The sequence below is a fragment of the bacterium genome, assembly GCA_030247525.1.
Classification (GTDB): Bacteria; Electryoneota; JAOADG01; order JAOADG01; family JAOADG01; genus JAOTSC01.
Genome location: JAOTSC010000042.1, coordinates 1 through 22,719 on the forward strand (window position 1 = coordinate 1; position 22,719 = coordinate 22,719).

The window sequence follows — 22,719 nt, forward strand, 5'->3', positions numbered from 1 at the left end:
GTTCTGGACGGCGATGTTTGCCACCGTGATGTCGACAGTAAATTCCTACTCGTTTCTCGCCGCCGTAACGCTTGGGCGGGACATCCTCTGGCGGGCGCTCCCCCGTTCGGAACAATCCGATGCACGACTCACCCGCTACACGCAAATTGGACTCGGTGGTTCTTTGTTGATTGCCGGTATTGTCGCTTCGCTAAATGAGAGTGTAGTCGATATCTGGAAAGACTTTGGTTCGGTGTTTGGTCCGGCGCTGGTGTTACCACTTCTGACCAGTTGGCAAGCGAAATGGCGGATGCGAAAAAGCACAGCCTTTTGGGCAATGCTGTGTACGATGCTGGTCGCGTTGGGTTGGACGATGTCGAAACATTTGCCGGGCAGCGGTGGAAATACACTCTTCGCAATCGAGCCAATATACCCTTCCATCGTTACGGCAATTCTCTTTTGGCTCGTCGACCGGATTCGCCGCTGATTAACGCTTGGTAACGGAATTTCTCACCGCTATCAAGTAGGGATGAGTCCTACTCATACCGTTTTCTCTATCGGTTCTACAGTGACATCGTCGGTACTCTTTTTATCTATGCTGTAAATCACATTTATTTTGTTTTAACGCTTCAATTTCTTGAATCATGCAAGTTTCTGTATGTATGTTGTGATAATATTCACCAACTATTCAGGCGTTTACATCATTCGTCAATGTTCCTCGGAGTTCGTATGAAACGGCTATTTTTACTTATTGCAATGCTTCTGTGTGGGCATGCTGCCTTCGCAGTATCTGGTCACATCACTGCTTCCACGACTTGGAGCGGGGATGTTCTCATTACAGGTGATGTATGGATTGATCAAGGCGTTACCCTGACACTGGATGCCGGGACACGGGTCCTGTTTCCAAAAGTAGATGCGAACGTTGACAACATTGGAGATTTCCGGTTTGTCATCAACGGAGCATTACAAGCTAACGGCACCTCAGCGAGTCCGATTTACTTTCTCTCCAATGAAACGACACCCCATACCAACGATTGGTACGGATTGGTCGATAGTTCCTATGGCTCCAACCAAATGTCGACTTTGAATTATGTCAACATTCTGCATGCGTATCGCGGGATGTTGGTAGATGCCGACAGTTTGACAGTAAACTACTGTTGGGTAGATAGAACTGGCGAATATGGTTTCAGAGTTACGAGAAGCATAGCTACTTCGATGAATCACACAGTAGTTTTTGGATCAGGCACTTATGGAGTTAGAGTTGAACAAAATTCGAATTTCAATGGAAACTCAATAAACGTTGTCAATTGCAAACTAAATGGGATTGAGATCTTTGGAAACGGAAATAGAAGTATTGTTGATTCATACTCAGTTTCAAATGAAATGACTGGTTTACTATGCGATGGATCTGCTCCTGTCATAACAAATTCTACATTATCTTACAACTCTTTCCATGGTTTAAATTGTACAAATGGTGCAAATCCTATTATAAGCTATTGCAATCTAAAAAGTAATGTAGTTTATGGAGCCTATGTATTTAATGCGTCGCCGACAATCACTTACTGCGACATAGTTGGGAATCTTGGCTTAGGTCTGTATTTTGCATCATCACAAGCTCATGTTAATTATTGCAATATCACAGATAACGCTTCTGATACAAATTCAACGATGATCTCAACAAATGGAACTCTATCAGGAAATAGACCTTGGAATGGAATCGCTGGGTCGAATAACGATTACGGTGGAACCGTATATTTATCAACCTCCAACTATAGCAGTCTGATATCAACAGGGGCTAGCATAATTGCAACAGGAAACTGCACAACGAGCGGTGGTGCTTCAATCAGGGCAACCTTTACAGATGGATCAAATTATCAATTATCTGATACATCAGTGAACATAGGAAATTACTTTGTTCCAACTCTAAATACACTTGCTCGATTTTCCCGCCTAACCTCAAATACTTCGATAAATGTCAGAATACATTACGGTGGCAATAATTTGCAAAGGACTTTTTACTGGGATATTCCTCAAATACAAATAAAAAAAACAACAGGGTTAGCCCACTGTGCGATTTGGAATAATTCAAGTAGTATAGTTATGCTCCAGAACAACTGGTGGGGAAGGATTTTTTCACTTGACACACTTATTTATCAAGATGTGATTGGAACAGCAGTTTACTCTCCATTTCAATCTAATCCTAATATTGGAGTAGGTTCAAATCAAGTAAACACATATCCTTCGCTGTCTTTTACGTCTCCAATCACTTTCACCCAAACCAGCACCACCCAAAACATCAGTTGGAGTGCATTCGATCTCGAAGATAATGCAACGATTCGTCTCTATTACTGCCGCAATACTGATACGCTTGGCTTAACGGGAACGCAGTTTTCCCGTACTTACCAAGCATACAACGACACCAACGCATTCACTTGGGATGTGTCGGCGATACCGAATGGTGTCTATCGTATCTATGCGCGGATTAACGATGGCACGAATCCCGATGTTCTTGTCTATGCGCCCGGTACTGTCGTGATCGGAAAAATTGTCATATTTTCGCCGAATGGCGGCGAAACTTTCCGGGCGGCGACAACCGACAGCATTCGTTGGGGTAGTGCCGATGTTACGGGAAATGTCCGGGTCGAATTAAACCGGAGTTTCCCCTCTTCGGCATGGGAACCGATTCAAGTCAATGCTCCAAACACTGGTGCATGTGAATGGACGCGCACCGAACCGATGACTGCGACGGCTCGAATCCGAATTCTTTCGATCAATAACACTATCATTGGCGATACGACCGATGCGAACTTTACGATTACGCCATCGGAAGTTGAGATTGTTTCACCAAACGGCGGTGAATCGTTTACGATTGGATTTGCAGATACAATCCGGTGGTTGATTCCGGCAATTCCCGGCAATGTTCGTATTGAACTGAATCGAAGTTATCCTAATGGAACTTGGGAATCGCTCTTTTCGGATACTGACAACGATGGCATCCAGTTATGGACAACAGCCGCTCCACCCACTACATCTGCACGATTGCGCATCATACCATTAAGCGATACTACTCGCAGCGATACTTCGGAGTTCGATTTCACCATTGGACAACCGATAAAACTAACACGACCCAATGGTAGTGAGATTTTGGTAATCGGAGCATCCGACACAATTAAATGGACCTCAAGCCGAATCACTGGTAACGTAAACATCCGCTTCAAACGAAACTATCCATCGGGTCCCTGGACAACAATTGCGAACAATGTGCCCATTTCTCAAGGGTATTTCGAGTGGACGCCGACAACGCCCATCACGAGTAATGCTCGTATTCTGCTTTCACCAGTTAATTTTCCCTCACTTGCAGATACTTCCGACGCCAACTTTTCGATCATGAATCCAACGGTAACAATTGCGCATCCCATTGGTGGTGAGCGAATCATCGTCGGCATTCCCGATACTATTCGATGGAGCGCGAGTTATAATGGTGACTTGCAGATTTATCTGTACCGAAATGGACAAAGCGATCCCGAACCAGTAGTAATCACCGATAGCGTTCCCTCGCAATCTGGAGTGTTTGTTTGGACGCCAACTGCGCCGGTATCGGATAGCGCATATCTCTACATCTCCGATAGTTACTACCCGGTAGCAACCTGGTCGCAGAAATTCCGCATTGTCAACTCCACTATCGATGTAATTCGGCCAAACGATGGGGAAGTGTTTTATTACGGCTTACCGGATTCGATCAAATGGTCGTCAGTAAATCTTACCGGGAATGTCGCAGTCGATTTGCGGCGTACTGTAACTGGCAGTTGGGAAACGATTCGGAATAGCGTTGCCAATACCGGATATACCCGTTGGCAGCCGACTGGTACATCGACGATTAGCGCGAAAGTACGAGTACGCAGTTTAACCGATCCCGGAACGTCGGATACATCCGATTTTGCCTTCAGTATTCAAAACTACCCGTGGTCGACGTTGCTCAGTTACTTGGCTCGGAATCCTCATGCCCAGACGAACAATCGTGATGAGTGGATTCCCGAAATTCCCTATGATATTTCCACCAGCAATCTCGCGCCGGTCGAACTTCATTTCCCTAACCAACCGGAAGGCTTTCTCAATCCCGATTCGTTGCGTGCTTCCTATACGACATTTAGCGGCGATGAAGTGGGAAGTAATCGCACAGTGAATCGCAAGTGGTCGGTTGTACCGTCCACAGAACAATTTAGCGGCGCCGATCTCACACTGCGGTTTACCCGGAGCGATCTTCCCAGTTCGATTGTAGCGCCGGATTCCGTGTATCCTCCGTTGCGAGCAATCTTCACCGATGACGATGAGAGTACTTGGATATTTATACCCGGAGGAACGGTCTACCGCGATACCGCGGGATCGGGCAATTCCTTCAAGTTTGTGGTGGAAGATTTGAACCACATGTCGGAATGGGCATTGACGAATGATGGTTTGAAACCAGTTCTCACCTATCCGAATGGCAACGATACGATCCATGTTTCCGATACCATTCAATTTCAGTGGAGTAATTCGATTCGCGGGGGATCGGTATCCATCGAACTGAATCGTAACTATCCCACGGGGAGTTGGGAAATACTGCTTGCAAACACACCGAACGATTCATCGGAATCGTGGGTGGTGACCGGCCCATTGACGAACAATGCCCGTTTCCGGATTGTATCCGAATGGTTCCCGACCGATGGTGATACAACCAATGCTGCGACTATCCTCCGCAGTTCGGCTGCCAGTGCGGGCATCGGAGTCGTCTATCCCAATGGCGGTGAAATTCTTCGCTTCGGTTCGATGGATACGTTGCGTTGGTATGGCAACGGTTTTACTGGAAATGTCTGTATCGAAGTCAATCTCTCTTATCCCACAGGTACGTGGGATACGTTGTTTGCGAATGCGGAAAATACCGGTGCGATCGCGTGGAGCGTTTCTGATATATTGACGACGCACGCCCGACTTCGGATTTCATCGATCAACCAACCGGAAGTGACGGCAATTTCTACCAGCGACTTCTCGATCCAACCGGCAGCAATTGTATTGCAATCGCCTAACGGTGGGGAAGTGTGGCGAGTCGGTGATGTTGACACGATCCGTTGGAATTCATTTGGCTTGGCGGGCAATGTTCAAATCGAATTGAATCGCAATTATCCTACAGGCGCATGGGAAACCATCACAGCTACCACCGAAAACGATGGCAGTGAACCGTGGCTTGTCACTGGGCAAAATAGTTTGCATACTCGCATTCGCATCGTGTCGGAGCTGTTCCCAACCATTGGCGATACCAGCAATGCCGATTTTGAGCTATACCGCCGCGGCATCCAAGTTATCTATCCCAATGGCAAGGAGATTCTCACACTGAATGTACCGGATACAATCCGTTGGATAACCCATGAGTATTCGGGAAATGTCCAATTGAAATACACCCGCGATTACCCGAATCCCCCGTGGTTAACGGTGACGGGAGGAAGCAACATTCCAGCATCGCAAGGGTTCCACGTGTGGACTCCAACTGGCTTCTCTTCCAATAATGCCCGGATTGCAATCATTCCGCTATCGGAACCGGCAATCGGCGACACCTCCGATGCTGCCTTCTCGATTCAGACTCGTCAATTGACTTTGACGTATCCCAACCACGGGGAAACATTTTTGCTTGGCAGACCGGATACGATTCGCTGGCTGGCAACCTATACCAGCAATGTATGTTTGTATTTGTTGCGTAACGGCATGCCCGGCAGCGAAGAAATCATCGACGATGGCGATACGATTCCGGCACGGCGCGGATATTATGTGTGGACGCCTACCGGCAGCATTTCCGACAATGCATATTTTCATATTGTCGATTATTCGTATGGACTCGAAGATGTAACCGATGTTCCGTTCCGGATTGCGAGCGCTGCAATCACAGTAACCAAACCAAACGATGGCGAAACTTATTATTTCGGGTTACCCGATTCGATCCAATGGTCTTCGTATAATCTTGCCGGTAATGTTGCGATTGATTTGCGGCGAACCGTAACCGGGTTATGGGAATCGATAGTTGCTGAGCAGAATAATACCGGCGGCTATTTATGGACACCGAGCGGTTCGCTAACCAGTAGTGCTAAAGTGCGTATTCGCAGTATTGTCGATCCTACGGTGGCCGATACTTCGGATTTCCCATGTTCGATATCTTATTATCCGTGGTCGGCAACCAGCTTCTCGGCGCACAATCCGAATGCTGCAGTCAATCGCCAAGCCGCGTGGATTCCAACGCTGCCCATCGATCAAGCGAGTGGCAATCGACCGCCATTGCAAATCGCATTTTCCGAGCAACCAACCGGATTTGCGAATCCTTCGCAAATCGTTGCGTCTTATGTTTCCGTGGTGAGCGATCAACTTGCGGCGGGAAGTTTCATTACTCGCTTCTGGACAATTTCTCCCGCGAGCGACAACTTCACCAATGCGACGGTAACGCTGCGCTTCCTCGATACCGATGTCCCTTTCACGATAATCGATCCAATAGCAGCCGAGCCATCGTTACGAGCAGTTAGCTCGCTCGACGGTATGCAGACTTGGTCGCTGCTCGGCGATGGTGAAATCGCTCGTGATATTGGTGCGGGAAATAGCTATACATTCTCGGTGGATTCGCTCAATCGAATGGGAACATTTGCCCTCACCAACGTTGGGTTGCGTCCCGAGTTGACGTATCCGAATGGCGGCGAAACCTTGACGATTGGCGAAACGGTAACCTTCCGATGGACAAATGCAATTCGCGGCGGTACCGTTTCCATTGCAATTAATCGAACATATCCCAGTGGGGAATGGGAAACGATTCTTTCTAATACACCGAATGATTCGCTCGAGCAATGGCTCGTATCGGGCGATGTAACGACCACTGCTCGCTTCCGCATTGCATCGGAATGGTTTGCCAGCGACGGCGATACTTGTGACAGCGATGTGGAACTGCAGTCGGGATTAGAAACGCCGGCGAGCCCCACGAGTTTACAACTCCAAGTGACAAACGTGAATGCCATATTACGCTGGAGTCCGGTGACGACTTCTCTTTCTGGACGCGCGCAATGGGCTGATGGTTATCTCATCGATTTCCGAGTGCAAGGTTATGGTGAGTGGCAACCATTAGGAATAACATCATCGACGTTTGATACAACCTATGTCGATAGCAATGCGGTGCAACTCTCACCACAGAAGTATTATCAAGTGCGCGCATTCAAAGCCGGCGGCGCAGCGGCAAGTTCGACGGGCGTAAGAATATCACAACCCGCCCACATTGGTATAGGAAATAAAAAGTAAGAGCAGACCCACTGGGTCACCCGATTGCCGTATTGGATGTTCGCTTGTTCCACAGCACAAAAACTTTGTGATGCAGGAACGTCATTTTTGTTGCAAATAACAACATTTTGAAGGTACGTTTGGTTTAGATTGTAGTTAGATTGGAAGGTAAGGTTACTACAACATGTATTGTTGTTCACAGAGATTCGAAAAATTAGGAGTATTTCAATGTACCGTTTGATGTTCATCTTATTGACCAAAGTAGTGCTCACCGTATCCTTCGTATACAGCTCGTTTGCTCAAGACAGTTTAAACATTAGGAAGATCGGTGAGACACAGGTTTCTGGCGAAATCCAATCTCTTTACGTGAGTAATGATACAATCTTCGCCGCCGACCAAACATATGGATTGCGAGTGTTCAATAGTGCAAACTTACCGTCTATAACACAAATATGTAGTTTAGCTACGGCAGGTGACCCATTATCAGTAGTTGTCCGTGGTGATTTTGCGTTTTTCTGTGATGGTTATAGCGGCCTAAGAATATTCGATGTGTCGAATCCGATTCAACCAGTGCAAGTCGGTCACTATGATACACCTGGTCGAGTTGCAAATGTTCTTTTAGTCGGCAATCACGCTTTTATATCAGACTGGTCTGCTGGAATTAAAATCCTTGATATTAGCGACCCCACTATACCACGATTAGTTGGATCCTGTGAAACACATGATGCTGCCTACAGTATCGCAATTCAAGACGGATATGCCTATGTAGCAAATCATTTAGATGGACTACGAATAATAGATATTAGTCAACTATCTAACCCTATCGACGTCGGACATTGGGCAACTCCTGGCTTTGCTGTTAATGTTGCTGTTTCAGGAAATTATGCGTTTGTGGCTGATAGCGATTCTGGTCTTCAAGTACTAAACATTAGCAACCCAATAACACCCCTAAAAATAAACTCATTTTACATACCTGGTGGTCAGGTAAGACAAGCTTATATTTACGGGGATTACTTGTTGTTGGCTTTTGGAAGTCAAGGATTAAGAGTACTCGATATCAGTGACCCTTACTCGATTTCTGAGGTTGGTTTTTATAATACACCAGGTTGGTCTTGTGGAATTTTTGTTAATGGTACAACAGTTTACAATTCTGACGCGACAGCCGGATTTCAGATACTTGATATCAGTTCATGCATCCAAAGCATTGAAGTAATGTATCCAGACTCTATCGTAAACCTATTGAACATTGGTTGTATCGATACATTACGTTGGATTCAAAACCGAATCGTTGGAAGTATTAGCATCGAACTCAACCGCAATTACCCTTCGGGAACGTGGGAAACGCTGTTTGCGAATACAGCGAATGATGGGAGTGAGCCGTGGATAGTGACGGGGCCGGCGACGAACCATGCAAGAATTCGGATTAGTGCGGTAAGCGATACATCGATCTATGATGTGTCCGATAACGATTTTGGCATCCAGACATTGCATCCTCCGGCAAACCTTTACATCAATGCTGCGACTGCGAACTCTTTGCAATTGGCATGGAACGATACAATTTCAGGTGAGAGTGGGTTTGCGGTTTATCGCTCCGACGATGGAATCAATTTCCATTTAATTGGAACGACCCTCCCTGATTGTACCCGTTACCTCGACGTCCCCCTCCAACCGAATCACCAATACTGGTATCGTGTTTACTCCAAGTATCAGAATATTTTTTCAGATTTCTATGTATCATCATCAGGTTCGACACCAACCGCAATTAGAAACGAGCCATTTCAACAAGTTGTTTCATCAAGTATTTCCTTTGCTTCAGTCAAGCAAACTCAAGATCAAGGGTTTGTAACCACCGGTTCTATCTTGATAGAAGGTAGAAAAGATCTTTTGTTACAGAAGTTCAATCCCAACGGAACACAAAGTTGGTATAGGAATTTTGGATTAAGTACGACTGAACATGAGCAAGGTTTTGATGTAGTTCAAACATACGATGAAGGGTACGCTTGTTTTGGTGAGAATGGTGTATATGATTTATCAGCAAGTTTTGCTGATGGATGGCTTGTAAGAACAACCAACATTGGCGATTTGGTCTTTGAAAGAGCTGTTTCACTCCCAAGAAGAGAATCTTTAAACTCTGGAGTGCAGAATCCTAATGGTGGATACATTACTTGTGGATCAACATCATCAATCGGTGCAGATCTTAGGCACTCTTGGGAAGTCTTTCATGATAATTCCGGTAACGCTTATGATTGGAGAACGTTCGGTGGCGATTTTTCTGACAAGCTCGTCCGAATGAAACTTGATTATTTGAATAATGTACTTATGATTGGTGTTTCTGTAGTAAGTACATCTTCCTCATCCGTGAGTATAGTTAAAACGGACATATTAGGAAATGCGATTTGGTCTCGATTATATGGATTAAGTGGATGGAACAATGGCATGGATTTAACTACAACAACAGATGGAGGATTTGCTGCCGTAGGAATGTGTAATGGTAACGATAATGGTACTACCGGTGATGTTTGGTTGCTGCGTTGCGATGCAAACGGCGACACATTGTGGACAAGGACGTTTGGTGGTGCAAATTACGACTACGCTAATTCAATATGCTTGTTCGGCGACATCGGTTACGCTGTCACAGGTGTTAACAAATCCATCGTGCCCGGTTCTCCGTCCTTGTGGACAATCATTACCGACCTCAATGGTAATCTGCTATGGGAGCAAGCGATCACCGATGGTAGCGCAACAGTCGGAAACTCCATTATTCAAGCTGCCGATGGTGACTTAGTCGTTGCTGGGGAAGGAAATAACGGTGCATACCTCGCAAAAATCCGCCCCATATCACTCACGCTGCAAAGCCTTAACAGTGGCGGATTTCATCAAGTAGGCGTGTCCGATACGATTCGCTGGTCGCTCACTGGTATCAATAGTGCACTACGCATTCAATTGAATCGCAACTATCCAACCGGAACTTGGGAAACGCTGTTCGATTCGGCGGCAAACGATGGAGAAGAGCCGTGGCGCATTACCGGTCCTAATACGGAACATGCAAGAATTCGGATTTATCCGTTACTCTTCCCACAAGAGATTGCCGAGTCCGATGCTGACTTCACCATCTATACACCAATTATCCGTCCCAACGGTGGTGAGACCTTTATCATCGATGAGCCGGATACGATTCGGTGGAATTTTCCGACACTGACAAGTGGGATTGCGACGATCAAAATCAATCGCGGCTATCCCAATGCATTATGGCAACTCGTTGCATCAAGCGTCCCGATAACGCAAGGGTATCGCGCATGGACGCCTACCGGCTCCCTAACCAATACGGCACGAATCGCAATTATACCGGCGGGTGCGAATGCTTACTTAGCCGACACCTCCGATGCGAATTTCTCGATTCTACCACGCTTCATTCAAGTAACACGACCGAATGGCGGAGAACTTATACTCACCGGACTGCCCGATACGATTCGCTGGAATGCCCCTTATCCGGGGACGCTCGCGATTTACTTGAGTCGGCTTGGACAAGATTACGGGCAATTAGAATTGATTACCGATTCGGTGTATGCGCCAACTGGACAATATGTTTGGACACCCACCGGCCCGATTTCCGATAGTTGTTACATCTATATCGGCGATGTCCTGAATCCGGTGGAAGATTGGTCGGATAACCGGTTCCGGATTGTGAATTCGACGATTACGATTACCAAACCTAATGATGGTGAAGTCTTTTATTTCGGGTTACCCGATACTGTGAAATGGTCTTCGGTAAACTTAACTGGAAATGTCGCCATCGATTTGCGGCGTACCGTTACCGGCGACTGGACGAATCTGTTTCCCGGTCGCCCGAATACCGGACAGACAATCTGGTGGCCAGCCGGAACATCGACCATCAGCGCGAAAGTGCGGGTGCGAAGTTTACTGGAACCGGGAACGAGCGATACCTCCGATTTCGCCTTCAGTATTCAAAACTATCCCTGGTCGACTTTATTGCGCTATCTCGCCCGTAACCCACAAGCGCTTTCCAATCCGAATGCCGCGTGGGCGCCGCCGATTCCCTACGATATCGCTTCTAACAATTATCCGCCGCTCGAAGTGGCATTTCCCGAGCAAGTTGTTGGTCATGCGAATCCCGATTCCGTTGTCACATCGTATACGGCGATTGCCAATGACGAATTGTCGATTAGCCGCTCAATCAATCGCATTTGGAGTGTCGCGCCATCGAATCAACTATTCGAGAATGCGACATTGACGCTGCGGTTTGTGCTAACCGATTTACCCCCAACAATTGCCGATCCGACAATTGCCAATCCTCCCTTGCGCGCAGTGTTTTCCGAGGATGACGAATCCACTTGGATTTTCATCCCCGGTGGTACAGTGTATCGCGATACTGTGAACAATAATTCGTTCCGGTTTGTGATAACAGGACTCAATCATATGTCGGAGTGGGCACTCACGAACGGTGGATTGCGTCCCGCATTGACGTCTCCGAATGGCGGCGAAACCCTAACGATTGGTGATACAGTTACCTTCCGTTGGTCGAATGCAATTCGCGGCGGTACTGTTTCCATTGCAATTAATCGAACATATCCCAGTGGGGAATGGGAAACGATTCTTTCTAATACACCGAATGATTCATTGGAGCAATGGCTCGTATCAGGTGATGTAACAAACAATGCTCGCTTCCGTATTGTCTCGGAATGGTTTGCGAGCGATGGCGACACGACAAATGCTGCCGTTACAATTCAGAGTGCAGCCAATCCGCCCCGAGCCCCGGCAAATGTAACGATTACGCCCGATGGCAACCATATGCAATTACAATGGTCGCGGGTCGATTCATCGACTGCTAATCTTCCCATCACAGTAACCGGTTATCGCATCGACTATCGGGATGATGTATTGCAAGTCTGGTCGCCACTCTCTACGGTCGAACCGATGACGACCCCAAGCTACATTGATAGCAATGCCGTGATTCAGACATCGCAGCGCTACTATCAAATTCATGCGTTACTCAATACTACCGACGCAGTTTCAACTGGTGTAGATACTGTCCGTCCACACTCCAGCAAACCACTGCTGATACCGGAGGGCGCTTCGAAATGAACGAACATCTCTTAGCGGCGGTCGCGAAACAATTAAAACAGATGTCGGGAAACAGTGCTTCGGGATCGACAATCCCTCGTCTGAAAGAGGGAGAAAACCGGGAAATTGCAATTCTATTTCTCGATCTGAAAGGTTTTACCGCATTATCGGAAACGATGAGCCACGAGGAACTGCACCGGCTGATGCACGATGAAAATGGCGGTATCCTAACCTCACTCAGCCGGGTGGTAGAAAAGTACGGCGGCTACATCGATAAAGAAGAGGGCGACCTACTCATGGTGCTGTTCGGGGCTGAGCAAGCTACCGAGAATGATGCGAAACGAGCGGTTGCCTGTGCGTTGGAATTGTTGGAAACTGTCGAGCGCGTAAACAGCGTTTTCCAACAATTCGATTTACATTTCGGAGCGAGAATTGGTATAAACTATGGCTATGTCACATTTGCCCCGGATTCTATCGGGCATTTGACCGCGACTGGCAAGGAAGTTAGTCTGGCGTCTCGACTGGAATCGACTGCCGATGTTAATACTGTTCAAGTATCGGAATCGGTGTACCACATGACCAATGACGACTTCATTTGGTCGGAGTTAGGTACCAAACAAGTGAAAGGAATTGATCGACCGATTGTTACATATCGACCACTGGCTCACTCGCCTGAGAACAAAATGCGTTGGCAGCGCCGTGATTTGTTCCATCGAACTCCCTTCATCGGAAGGGATAGCGAAATGTCGCACTTACTTAGTGCGTGGGAAACCGGTTTGTCATCGAAGAACCAGAATCCGCGGGGCTTTGCGAAACATTTGTTTGTCGATGTTACGGGAGTTCCCGGTATTGGAAAATCGCGGTTCGTTCATGAATTTCTTACCAGAATCGCAGAAACCGCGAACGAACCAGTTATTGTCGTTAGAGGGAATACCGCCTCGTTTGCCCAACCACCCTTCTACCTTTGGATAACTGCATTACGCGACTATTTCCAGACCGATGCCAATCCTGATGTTAACATCGCTTCGCAGTGGATGGAGTTAGCCGCGCATTCATCGTTATCGGAAACACGTCGAGATTCTACGCAAACTATTCTGCAGCAATTACTCACCGGTCAATATCTTTCCGGAGATTCCAACGTTACGCCGTTAAGCGTTCGTGAAGAGATTAATGCAGCGATTCGCGACTGGTTGCAAGCACTACTCGAAAAAAACAGCCGCGTTGTGTTCGTATTGGACGATCTGCATTGGCTCGATTCAGGATCGCAGGAAGCGCTCGAATATATTCTATCGAATTGTTCTGCTGAAAATCCATTACATGTCATTGGAATACACCGGCCGGAGCGTGAAGACGGTTCCCTACTCGAGTTTACTTTGCGCGATAAGTATGTCGAGTTGGTTGAAATGCAGCTTGAACCGCTCACGATGGAAGCAACCGGTGAATTAGCACAATCGATTCTTGTTGCCTATTACAATCTGCCTGAGCTACCATCGTTGCCAACCACGATTGGTACCGCTTTGTACCAATTCTCACAAGGAAATCCGTTTTATACGGAAGAACTTTTACTCGACTGGTTGGAATCGGAAAGGTTGCTATTACAGGATAGTGCTTGGCAATTTCAAACACTCAGTCCCGCTATTCGACTTCCTGCGACAATTTCCGCTTTAATCCGCTCGCGGATGGATCGTCTGCCACCTGCGGAGCGCAAATCGTTACAAGAGTGTTCCGTATTAGGATTGGAGTTCACATTCCGGTTGTATCGTCGTATTAAGGAGAAATTATCCGACCGGATTCGGGTTGAGCCGACACTACAGGCTTTAGTGTTTCACGAGTACCTAAAGTCAATTTCTTCGATTCGCGAACATGCTTTTCGATTTCGGATGACCACAACTCACGATGTCGCCTATGAAACGGTATTGCGGGAAAACCGTATGCTGTTACACAAGCTTACTGCCGAGGCGTTAGAAGAGCAGAGCTCCGGTGAATTTGAGGATGTTTCCGAAGCGCTGTTCCGCCATTGGTTGGAAGCTGACGAAACAGCTCGCGCACTTCCCCACGGAAATCGAGCATTACACCAGTATCGCAGTATCCATCAAACGACCGAAGCGAAACAAATCGATTCGGAGTTAGAGGCAATATTTCTGCGTCATTCCCATCACGCGAAAACTATCTGGCGCGAAGAGTATCGAAAGTGGTTGTTCAGTTCTGAATCATTAGCGGAACTCACCGGGAATCAAGATCGGCGAAGGCAGCTACTTGAACGCTGCACCGAGGTTTGCTCACTAACCGAGCAGACATTTGAGTCTGCCGATTTCGCCTTACGATGGGGGAACTATTATCTTCAAGCGAACAATGGCGAACAAGCGCAACCGCACTATGAAATTGCACTGACAACTGCAGAGCAAATCGGCGAACGAACGATTTATGGTTTTGCAATGGGCAATCTCGGTTTGCTGGCGCTTCAACGGAAAGAGTACGAGGATGCAACGCAGCGACTGAGCGTGGCGTTACAATGTTTTCAGGAAATCGATCACCCCCTTGGAATTAGTACCTACGCTTCCAATTTGGGCGGATTGTATTACACCCTCCGTCAATACGATGAGTGCGAAAAATACTTGATGGTGGCAAAGGAAGCGTATCATCGCTATCGAAACCGTCGGCTCGAGGCAAATGTTCTCGCAAACTATGCGAGTCTATTGTCACTGCAATCGCGTTGGGAGGATGCTATTCATCAGATCAAACAAGCAGTTGAGTTGCTCGAGTTTATTAGTGAGCGAAAGTCATTAGGAATCGTAAAATCGAATTTAGGATACTATTACAGCAAAACCGGTGCCGTAGTCGAGGGAAGAAAGATACTGGAAGAAGCCCTTGAACTGCACGAAGAAACGAACGATACGAAAATGAAGGCAGTTACAATGAAACGGCTTACTGAATTATTGTAATATCGTTCGACCAAGACGAAACGCCTCATCATCATCAATCGGAAAATCATCAATTGCGGTGCAATTGATGCACAGACATTTTACGGTCGATTGTTCCGCCAGATTGCCACTCCACACATCGATCCAACCAAACAGCATTAAATCGACCCACAATCGTAATGATTCACAGTAGATTATACTCTATCTCCTTTGCCGAGATGAATGCTTCCGAGATTGTATGTTATGCTGTTGGGATTGTCGTTTCTAACGAATAACGAAGCCGACGCATAGACTGGGTGTACCGCGAGGGGTCGCTCCTGCGGCGCCCCCACCATCTCGGAAATCAATTGTTCCCAATCGGAATTGGAACCGGTGAGATAACGACGATTCTACCTCTAACAAGTATGAGAGTTTTCTTAGGACAAGCGATGTCAGCGGTTTGCGAGTTTCGCGAGCAGTGAGAGATGATTCGGCGATAACGACCATAATAACCGCGCGCACTTCCCCTCGTGTAGTGGTTCGACGATTTCCAATGCGAGCAAACTTCCTTTCTTCAAAACAAGGGAATCGCTGCCGGTGTCGAGCAATAGACCAGCCAACGCCGCGAGAAACGGTTCGTGACCTACCGCGAGGATATGCGCCCCTCCAGTATAGCGTTCGAGCAGTAATTGAATGAAAGCACGGGGATCGGCGTCGGAAGCCAATGTCTTGGTCACGGTGGCACGCATCGGCACCGCGAATTGCGTCGCAGCCAGTTCGGCGGTTTGTTTTGCACGGAGGTATCCGCTGGTAAGCAGTACATCGAATTTGAGATCGAGGACGTTACAAGCCTGTCCGACTTTTTGTGCCCGCTTATCACCCTTTTCACTTAATGGGCGTTTCCGGTCGTCGACGTTGCCGTTTTCCCCAATCGGGAGCGCATCAGTATGGCGTAACAAGTAAAGAATCACGATTTCACCTTCCAATATTTCGCTGCGATCAAACGGTTGGGTGAATAAGCGTTCATAGTCGGAAGCTTGGAGAATAGTCGATCAATATTACTTTGCCATTGTTTGCGAAGCAGTATAACCGGTCGCTGATAGTGGCGTGACTTTTCGCCGAATTTACTTTTACGATGCGAAATCAGAAAATCGAGCAATACGTCGTAGTCATGTATGTCGCCCAACATCGTTTGGAGAGCTTGCATCCGTTTCAATACCGTTGTACTTCGCAGCGGTATATGCTCGGCAACCGCTTCCAACTGGTATCGATATTTCTTAAAGGCAATCCGGAGGTCGTGAATCGTCTCGGGATATTTGGCGTTTAGTGTTGTGTGCTTGGCGACGACATCCCGGTAACGAAGAGATATTTGGGTGAGCAGAACATCCGTAATTGGCTTTTCCGTTTGTTGCAACCGGGTTTGAAATTGTTCGACCGTAGGCAGCAGTTTCAACAATTCGTTGACGTCGTTGTTGCGAAGATAGCGCTCGATCTTGGCAACCCGACGCTCGACTTGATCGGATGTTTCGCTAACAATTTCGCTTATCCCGGAATATTTCTCCGCCATCTCGGTTAACCGTTGCAACATTACTTGTAAATCGCGCAGCTTGGACAGCTTTTTCAAATGTCGTTTCGCTTCAAGTAGATGTCGCGGAGGGATTAGATCGGGAAACGCCTCGGAAAGCAGCGCCGCCGAAAACAGCAGCCGTCGCAAGGCAACTCGCAGATCATGGATCCGCGGTTCGCTTGCCTTTCGACGACATCGCTTCCATTCCCGCCGGACAATTTTCCAGCGTTGGTGTAACGTTTCGTAAAAAGCTTCCGGCTCTACCGAGATAGCCACAATACGCTCACGGTTTTTGGGTTTCCATTGTTAACAATCGTTGGATTTTACTCTTAATCTCTTGGGCAATATCGCTTGGTGTCCGGTTTCCATCGATGATATCAAAACCGTAACGGTCGTGGAGCGAACGGAACACCCGCTGCATTTTTCGCTGATAGCTGATAAAACATTGATACATGTCACCCGAACGCTGAATATCCATGCCCGATTCCCAGTAATCGAGTTTTCCGCTCTTCATAAAGTTCCGCTCGGCAAGGATTTCCGGCATGACTCGCAGATAAAATACGGCGTCGGGAACGAGTGCGATCTCGTACAAATCCTTCACCCAAGTTGCCGAAACGCCGCGTACGATGTCGCGCGCCATTAGCGTGTAGATATATCGATCCGCCAATACGACGAATCCTGCACGAAGTGCGGGAATGATCCTGCGTTCGAGTTGATCGCAGAAGTCCGTCGCATAGAACAAACCCATTGTAATCGGACTTAACGTATTGCCCGTCATCGCCAGTTCTAATTCTTCGCTAACCAACTCGGAGCGTTTCAATCCTACCGTAATCGTTGGTTGTCCCGTCCGTTCCAACCAATCGTTTAACAGTGCGATCTGGGTAGACCGTCCCGAGCCATCCGAACCTTCCAAGACGATTAACTTGCCGCCTAACTGGTTTGGTTGAATGCCGGGCGGGCACTTACCGTAGAACCGTTTTCCGGCTGTTTTCGCTTTGACCATTGGTACCTCGGTAAATCGATCATTTTCCGAATCATCGCCCGGACTTCCAGTTGTTGTACGTCGGGGAGTCGACTGGCATTGACGGTTAAGAACTTAAACTCTTTCGCTAAGACCAAATACTCTTCGCGGATTTTCGCTTGAAAGAGTCGAAAAGATTCATAGGGATCGGTGGAAAGACCGATATCCAATCCTGCTTCGTAATATTTCAATTGCGGCCGACCGTCGAGAATGCGTGACAGCGCAGTCTCCAATGGAACGTCAAAGAAAAATGTGAGATCGGGCAGCCTGGCGAATCCGTATAATTTGCGAATCCACTCCCGGTCGCAACCGCGAACGGTGTCGCGGGCGAACGCCGTGAAAACGTAACGGTCGGCTAACACGATGTAGCCCGCTTGTAGTAAGGGTTGGATTTGACTTTCGTAGCGGTCGGCTAAATCGGTTGCATGAATCAAGGCAAACGTCGAGGGGGATAACATCGTTTTCTTTTTGCCGCGCTTGGTAGCGCTTTTCACTAAGGGCGACGAATTCCATTCCGTAAAAAAGACCTTGTAACCTTCTAACTCGAGCCAGCGTTTCACCAAGTAGATTTGTGTCGATTTGCCGGAACCGTCGAGTCCTTCCACCGCAATCAGGATGCCCGTCTCCTTGGAAGTTCGGGGTTTATGTGATGAACCGATCATCGCTCCTCCTTTTTCCGCACGGTAACTTTCGTCGAAAAACATTGTTCAAACATCTCGGCTTTCTTCACTACCGCCCATTTCTCGAGCAGTAAATCACCGGAGCCGGATATTAAAATGATTAGATTCTGGCGCTTCACTTCGAACTGCAACTCTTTAACTTTCGACTCGTGCTCCCGGTCTAAAGCATCGGCGATTCGTAAGAGCGCGGCTAATTGTGTCACGGCAATTCGCTCATTCAGCGGTAACGAGCGGAAATTCTCGTGGGTCGTCGATGGGAACGATTTCCGGTGGTAACGGACGATGTTTCCAATAATCTCCCGTTCGTGTTCCGCGATTCCGACCAACGGGGTGGCGAGTACGATATACTGTGAATGTTTGTGGTGTGAGCTCGCATGGACGTATTGCCCGATATCATGCAGAATCGCTGACAATTCGAGTAGCGCTCGATACTCGGCGGGAAGCTTGTGCAGAGTCTGGGTGGCGTCGAACAATTGCAATGCAAACGCCGCAACGGTTTTCGCATGACGCTCATCGAAATCGTACTTTCGTCCCGTTTGATACGCCTGCATAACCGATTGTTCGTGGCGATCCACAAGGTGTTGCCGTTTATTACTCTGCGCTAAATCAAGTAAAATTCCGTTTCGCAAACCGGTTTGGGGAATAATTATACTTGGAGTACCCACTTGTTTCCAGATGATCTGGAGTACGAGTGCCGCCGGTACAATAACGTCTGCCCGATCCGGACGCAGTTTTAATTGCGTCACTCGTTCGGCCAATGTCAATTTTTGGAGTTGTTTGGCGATATCGGATAGCTCGGCTGTCGTTAACGGTTCATCCGAGTTTCGATGTAGGAGCGTACCCTTGAGGTCAGCAAACGCTTCTATGTTGCCGCCGGTTCCAACGAAAACATCGATTTGTTTCTTGCTGATTTCACGCTTTAACCATTTCTGCGCAACTGCGGAATACTCTTTGACCAGTTCATAGAAATCGTGTTCGCTATACTTTTCTTGTTCGAGGATTTGCAACAACCGAACTGAGCCGAGTCGAAAACTCTCCACCGCAAGGATCTTCCCCTTTTCGGACAGTATGAGCTGGATACTCCCGCCACCAATGTCGACTAATAGTGCGACGCGTTTCGACAGGTTAATTCGATCGGAAATGGCGAAATGAACCAACCGCGCTTCTTCTTCGGGATCGATAACTTGCAGCATGATATCGGTGGTTTGGGCAATCCGGTCGCAAATCCAATCGTGGTTGGAAGCTTCCCGCATGGCTGCGGTTGCCACTGCACGGTAATGGGTGACATTGTATTTGTCGAATATTGTTCGGAAGGATTGGAATGCCGCAAGCAGTTTGTCTGAGGTTGGTTGACGTATTTCACCGTATTGAAACGCATCGGATCCCAATCGTACCGCGTGTCGAACCGTTTCAACGATTTCAACTCGACCGTGGGCTATCGTACGCGCAACAACCATCCGAATCCCATTGGATCCGGCGTCGATGGCTGCAATGTGTTTTCCAATTGGTGACATACTATATGAATCGCTTTTTATTGTGAAGAATATGTGAGCAATTTCACGATGAGCAATAAAACTGGTACGTACGAAAAGCGATGAAAGTTAGTAGAAACGAAAGAGGATGTGAAAAACAGTAGCAGTAAAGAAACAGATAGTTTGTATGTAGAACGAAAGTGATGAAAATTTAGAACACTACAAATACAATGATAATTGTCAAACAATTAACCATTATAAGAAATCGTGTAAACTTTCATTTGTGATTGGGTTTCGAAAAACTATTCCCCTTTCAGTTTGAACTTCTCAATCGTTTGTGACAATTGAGTTGTTTCATGGGCAAGTTGAATAGCCGATTCGGCAGAAACCTCGGTGATTTGCGAATAGCTATCGGACAGTAATGTAGCTTCCGAGACAACTTGCTTGATTACATCGACATCGGAAACCTGCTCTTGGCTCGCTTGTGCAATCCAATCAATGAATTTGCTTACCGAGTTAAAAGACTCAACTATCTCGAGTAATGCATTGTAAACCGAATTGGTAAGGTTCTCACCTTCCTTAACTCGTTGGATCGAACTTTGAATTAGCACATCTGTTTTTGATGCTGAGCTGTGTGACTGTTCGGCGAGGTTTTGGATGTTTTTTGTCAAATCCTCGAATCCTACTCCCGCTGAGTCAACATGAGCCGCTTCCACTGCGGCATTGATAGCAAGAAAGTTGGATTCGAAGGCGATTTTATTCATTTCCTTCGTTAGTGTTGTGATCTTTACCAGATTATCGGAGGATAATGTATCGTTGTTTGAGGCAACAGAACTAAAATCTTCCTCCAATAAGTTTGCTAATTCTTTGCACCGTAATGATAATTTTCGTACTTCGCCTGCTACAACAGCGAATCCTCGAGCCGAAGAACCAACTTTTCCCGCTTCGGTTGATGCGTTTTTTGTCAAAGTGTCGGTTTGTGCAGTAACAGCATTAATCTCCTGCAAAATCACTTTTGTTCCTTCGGACGTTTGTAGAATATCTGTCATGGCAGTACGCAGCAGATTCATCGCTTCGTTGCCTTTATCGACTGCGGCTTTCGCTTCGAGTGATATTTTTCTGCTTTGCTGTGCATTCTCCGATGTGAGTTTTGTCCGAGCGCTGATTTGATTCAGATTGTCCGAGGAGGATCGTAGCAGACTCGATTGTTCAACAGCCCCGGCAGCAACTTCCTCATTCGATGCTGCGATCTGCTCACCAACTTTTGCTACATGTTCAATTGATGCAGCGACTTTCGAGAATGCTGCATGTAGAGATTGTACCGATGTATTGAGTGCGCGTTTAATCTGTGCGTGTTCACCGCGATACTTTCCATTCATTCGTACTGTTAAATCATATTCGGCAAGCTTCTTCAGTACGTCGTTCGCATCGTGTACCGGTTCGATTGTTGCGTCTAAGATTTCGTTGATGCCTTTTACCAATGTCTCCCAATTTCCGTCGTAATCCCAGTCATTTCCACGGGTTTGAAGTTTACCCTCTTTCACGGCTCGAATCAGGTTTTGCATTTCGTGATGCATGCCGTAGAGCACTGCGAGAAATTTGTTCAAATTACGTTTGATGTCGTTATACTCACCGACATATTCTTCTACAATAAAGTCGGGTATCTTACCGTGCGCGATCTGGTCGATGAGATTCGCAGTCATGCGAAGAGGATTCACCAAAGAATCCAGCATCGAATTTACGGCGACGATTAGTTCAGCCGAAGTACCGGAATAACAGGATGGATCGCCGCGTTCGCCAAGTTTCCCTTCTGCCATTGCTTTCGTTAATCGCAGAATCTCCGTTATCGCCAATTCAACTTCCGAGGGATTCTGGTCTGCTTCCTTACGCGGACTTTTCGCACCCTTATGTGTTACGGCTTGCGGTTTCGGATTCGATGGCTTGATCGAAGAAGTTTTGTTACCATTCATAGCGATCTCATTTCGATAGTTTCGTTAGTGGGAACGTTTTTACTTTCGAGCTTGGAATGCAGCTCTGGTAGAGATTGGGTACAATCTTGTTCAAGCAAACGGAGTACGATGTCAACAACCGGTTCTATTGCTTTGGCTACTTCGGGATGTAAATCGGAACCAAGTTGATCGAATTGACTTCCTTCTATGCCGATAAACATCGTATTTTTCGGCTTTGCATCGGGAGTGAGCGCAGATGCAATCTCCAGTGCTTCCCGGATACCAACGCCATGAATCGAGACGGCAGCTCCGGGCGAGAGCGGTAATTCAACCTCAGCAAAAACAGTTACTGTGCCGATCGGATTGCCTAAACTCACGGCATCGATGATAAGCAACAAATCCTGACCGGACATTACATCGAGAAGTGCGAATCCACTCACACTCAAGAAGAGAACTGTCACTGATTCCGGAAGTTCATGGGCAACCAACTTCCGGTAAACATGCCACCCGACTGCGTCATCACCGGCAAGCTCGTTACCGATGCAAACGACGAGTGCTTGATTCTGAGAAAGTATCAACGAATCCTCATGTGTGTTTTGCACACTTTCGGATCGTGTTCGACTTCCGATTTCACCGGGCGAAATGTCAGTTCGTTTACAATGCCATCGAGATAACTGTGAAAGATCCGGCACAATGGTCCACCAAGTGGAAGATTCCGGTTCTCACACACTTTTCGGATAACGCATCGCTCAATTTTGATACCAACGTTGTGATCTTGGCAGCTACAA

General features: G+C 47.2%; 12 protein-coding genes. 4 read left to right on the forward strand and 8 right to left on the reverse strand.

Annotation, left to right across the window (positions count from 1 at the left end; translation table 11 throughout):
• From OEM52_05910 to OEM52_05925, 4 genes are all read left to right on the forward strand, one after another.
• The coding region (locus tag OEM52_05910) for a hypothetical protein (GenBank protein ID MDK9699662.1) at positions 1-466 on the forward strand (466 nt) is incomplete at its 5' end.
• Between the two features lie 242 nt (positions 467-708).
• A complete protein-coding gene (locus OEM52_05915; protein ID MDK9699663.1) occupies positions 709-7,281 on the forward strand; it encodes a right-handed parallel beta-helix repeat-containing protein in 6,573 nt (2,190 codons plus the stop codon).
• A 207-nt stretch (positions 7,282-7,488) separates the two neighbouring features.
• The gene (locus OEM52_05920; protein ID MDK9699664.1) at positions 7,489-12,363 is read left to right on the forward strand and encodes a hypothetical protein; all 4,875 of its coding nucleotides are present in this window, start codon (positions 7,489-7,491) and stop codon (positions 12,361-12,363) included.
• Entirely contained in the window at positions 12,360-15,284 is a 2,925-nt protein-coding gene (locus OEM52_05925; protein MDK9699665.1) for an AAA family ATPase, read from the forward strand. Before OEM52_05920 ends, OEM52_05925 begins: the two co-directional genes overlap by 4 nt.
• A gap of 410 nt (positions 15,285-15,694) precedes the next feature.
• On the opposite strand, the gene OEM52_05930 is transcribed toward OEM52_05925, so the two are convergent.
• From OEM52_05930 to OEM52_05965, 8 genes are all read right to left on the reverse strand, one after another.
• A complete protein-coding gene (locus tag OEM52_05930; GenBank protein MDK9699666.1) occupies positions 15,695-16,213 on the reverse strand; it encodes a histidine phosphatase family protein in 519 nt (172 codons plus the stop codon).
• Positions 16,210-17,085 (reverse strand): CHAD domain-containing protein, encoded by an 876-nt coding sequence (locus OEM52_05935; protein ID MDK9699667.1) that lies wholly within the window; start codon positions 17,083-17,085, stop codon positions 16,210-16,212. Before OEM52_05935 ends, OEM52_05930 begins: the two co-directional genes overlap by 4 nt.
• 7 nt (positions 17,086-17,092) lie before the next feature.
• On the reverse strand, positions 17,093-17,812 hold the full coding sequence (locus tag OEM52_05940) for a thymidylate kinase (GenBank protein ID MDK9699668.1): 720 nt from the start codon (positions 17,810-17,812) through the stop codon (positions 17,093-17,095).
• Entirely contained in the window at positions 17,740-18,492 is a 753-nt protein-coding gene (tmk, locus tag OEM52_05945) for a dTMP kinase (GenBank protein MDK9699669.1), read from the reverse strand. Before tmk ends, OEM52_05940 begins: the two co-directional genes overlap by 73 nt.
• Positions 18,489-20,024, reverse strand: coding sequence for a Ppx/GppA family phosphatase (locus OEM52_05950; protein MDK9699670.1), 1,536 nt, complete (start codon positions 20,022-20,024; stop codon positions 18,489-18,491). The genes tmk and OEM52_05950 overlap by 4 nt, the downstream gene beginning before the upstream one ends.
• Before the next feature lie 260 nt (positions 20,025-20,284).
• Positions 20,285-21,952 (reverse strand): methyl-accepting chemotaxis protein, encoded by a 1,668-nt coding sequence (locus OEM52_05955; protein ID MDK9699671.1) that lies wholly within the window; start codon positions 21,950-21,952, stop codon positions 20,285-20,287.
• Complete coding sequence (locus OEM52_05960; protein MDK9699672.1) at positions 21,949-22,509, reverse strand: hydrogenase maturation protease; 561 nt, start codon at positions 22,507-22,509, stop codon at positions 21,949-21,951. Before OEM52_05960 ends, OEM52_05955 begins: the two co-directional genes overlap by 4 nt.
• Positions 22,506-22,719, reverse strand: a 214-nt coding sequence (locus OEM52_05965) for a hypothetical protein (protein MDK9699673.1), incomplete at its 5' end; no start/stop codon positions are given. The genes OEM52_05960 and OEM52_05965, both read right to left, overlap by 4 nt.

Excerpts from the sequence above, each read along its gene's own strand:
- OEM52_05920 (MDK9699664.1), top strand. The coding sequence starts at position 7,489 with ATGTACCGTTTGATGTTCATCTTATTGACCAAAGTAGTGCTCACCGTA.
- OEM52_05940 (MDK9699668.1), bottom strand. The coding sequence starts at position 17,812 with ATGGTCAAAGCGAAAACAGCCGGAAAACGGTTCTACGGTAAGTGCCCG.
- OEM52_05915 (MDK9699663.1), top strand. The coding sequence starts at position 709 with ATGAAACGGCTATTTTTACTTATTGCAATGCTTCTGTGTGGGCATGCT.
- tmk (MDK9699669.1), bottom strand. The coding sequence starts at position 18,492 with ATGATCGGTTCATCACATAAACCCCGAACTTCCAAGGAGACGGGCATC.
- OEM52_05950 (MDK9699670.1), bottom strand. The coding sequence starts at position 20,024 with ATGTCACCAATTGGAAAACACATTGCAGCCATCGACGCCGGATCCAAT.
- OEM52_05955 (MDK9699671.1), bottom strand. The coding sequence starts at position 21,952 with ATGAATGGTAACAAAACTTCTTCGATCAAGCCATCGAATCCGAAACCG.
- OEM52_05925 (MDK9699665.1), top strand. The coding sequence starts at position 12,360 with ATGAACGAACATCTCTTAGCGGCGGTCGCGAAACAATTAAAACAGATG.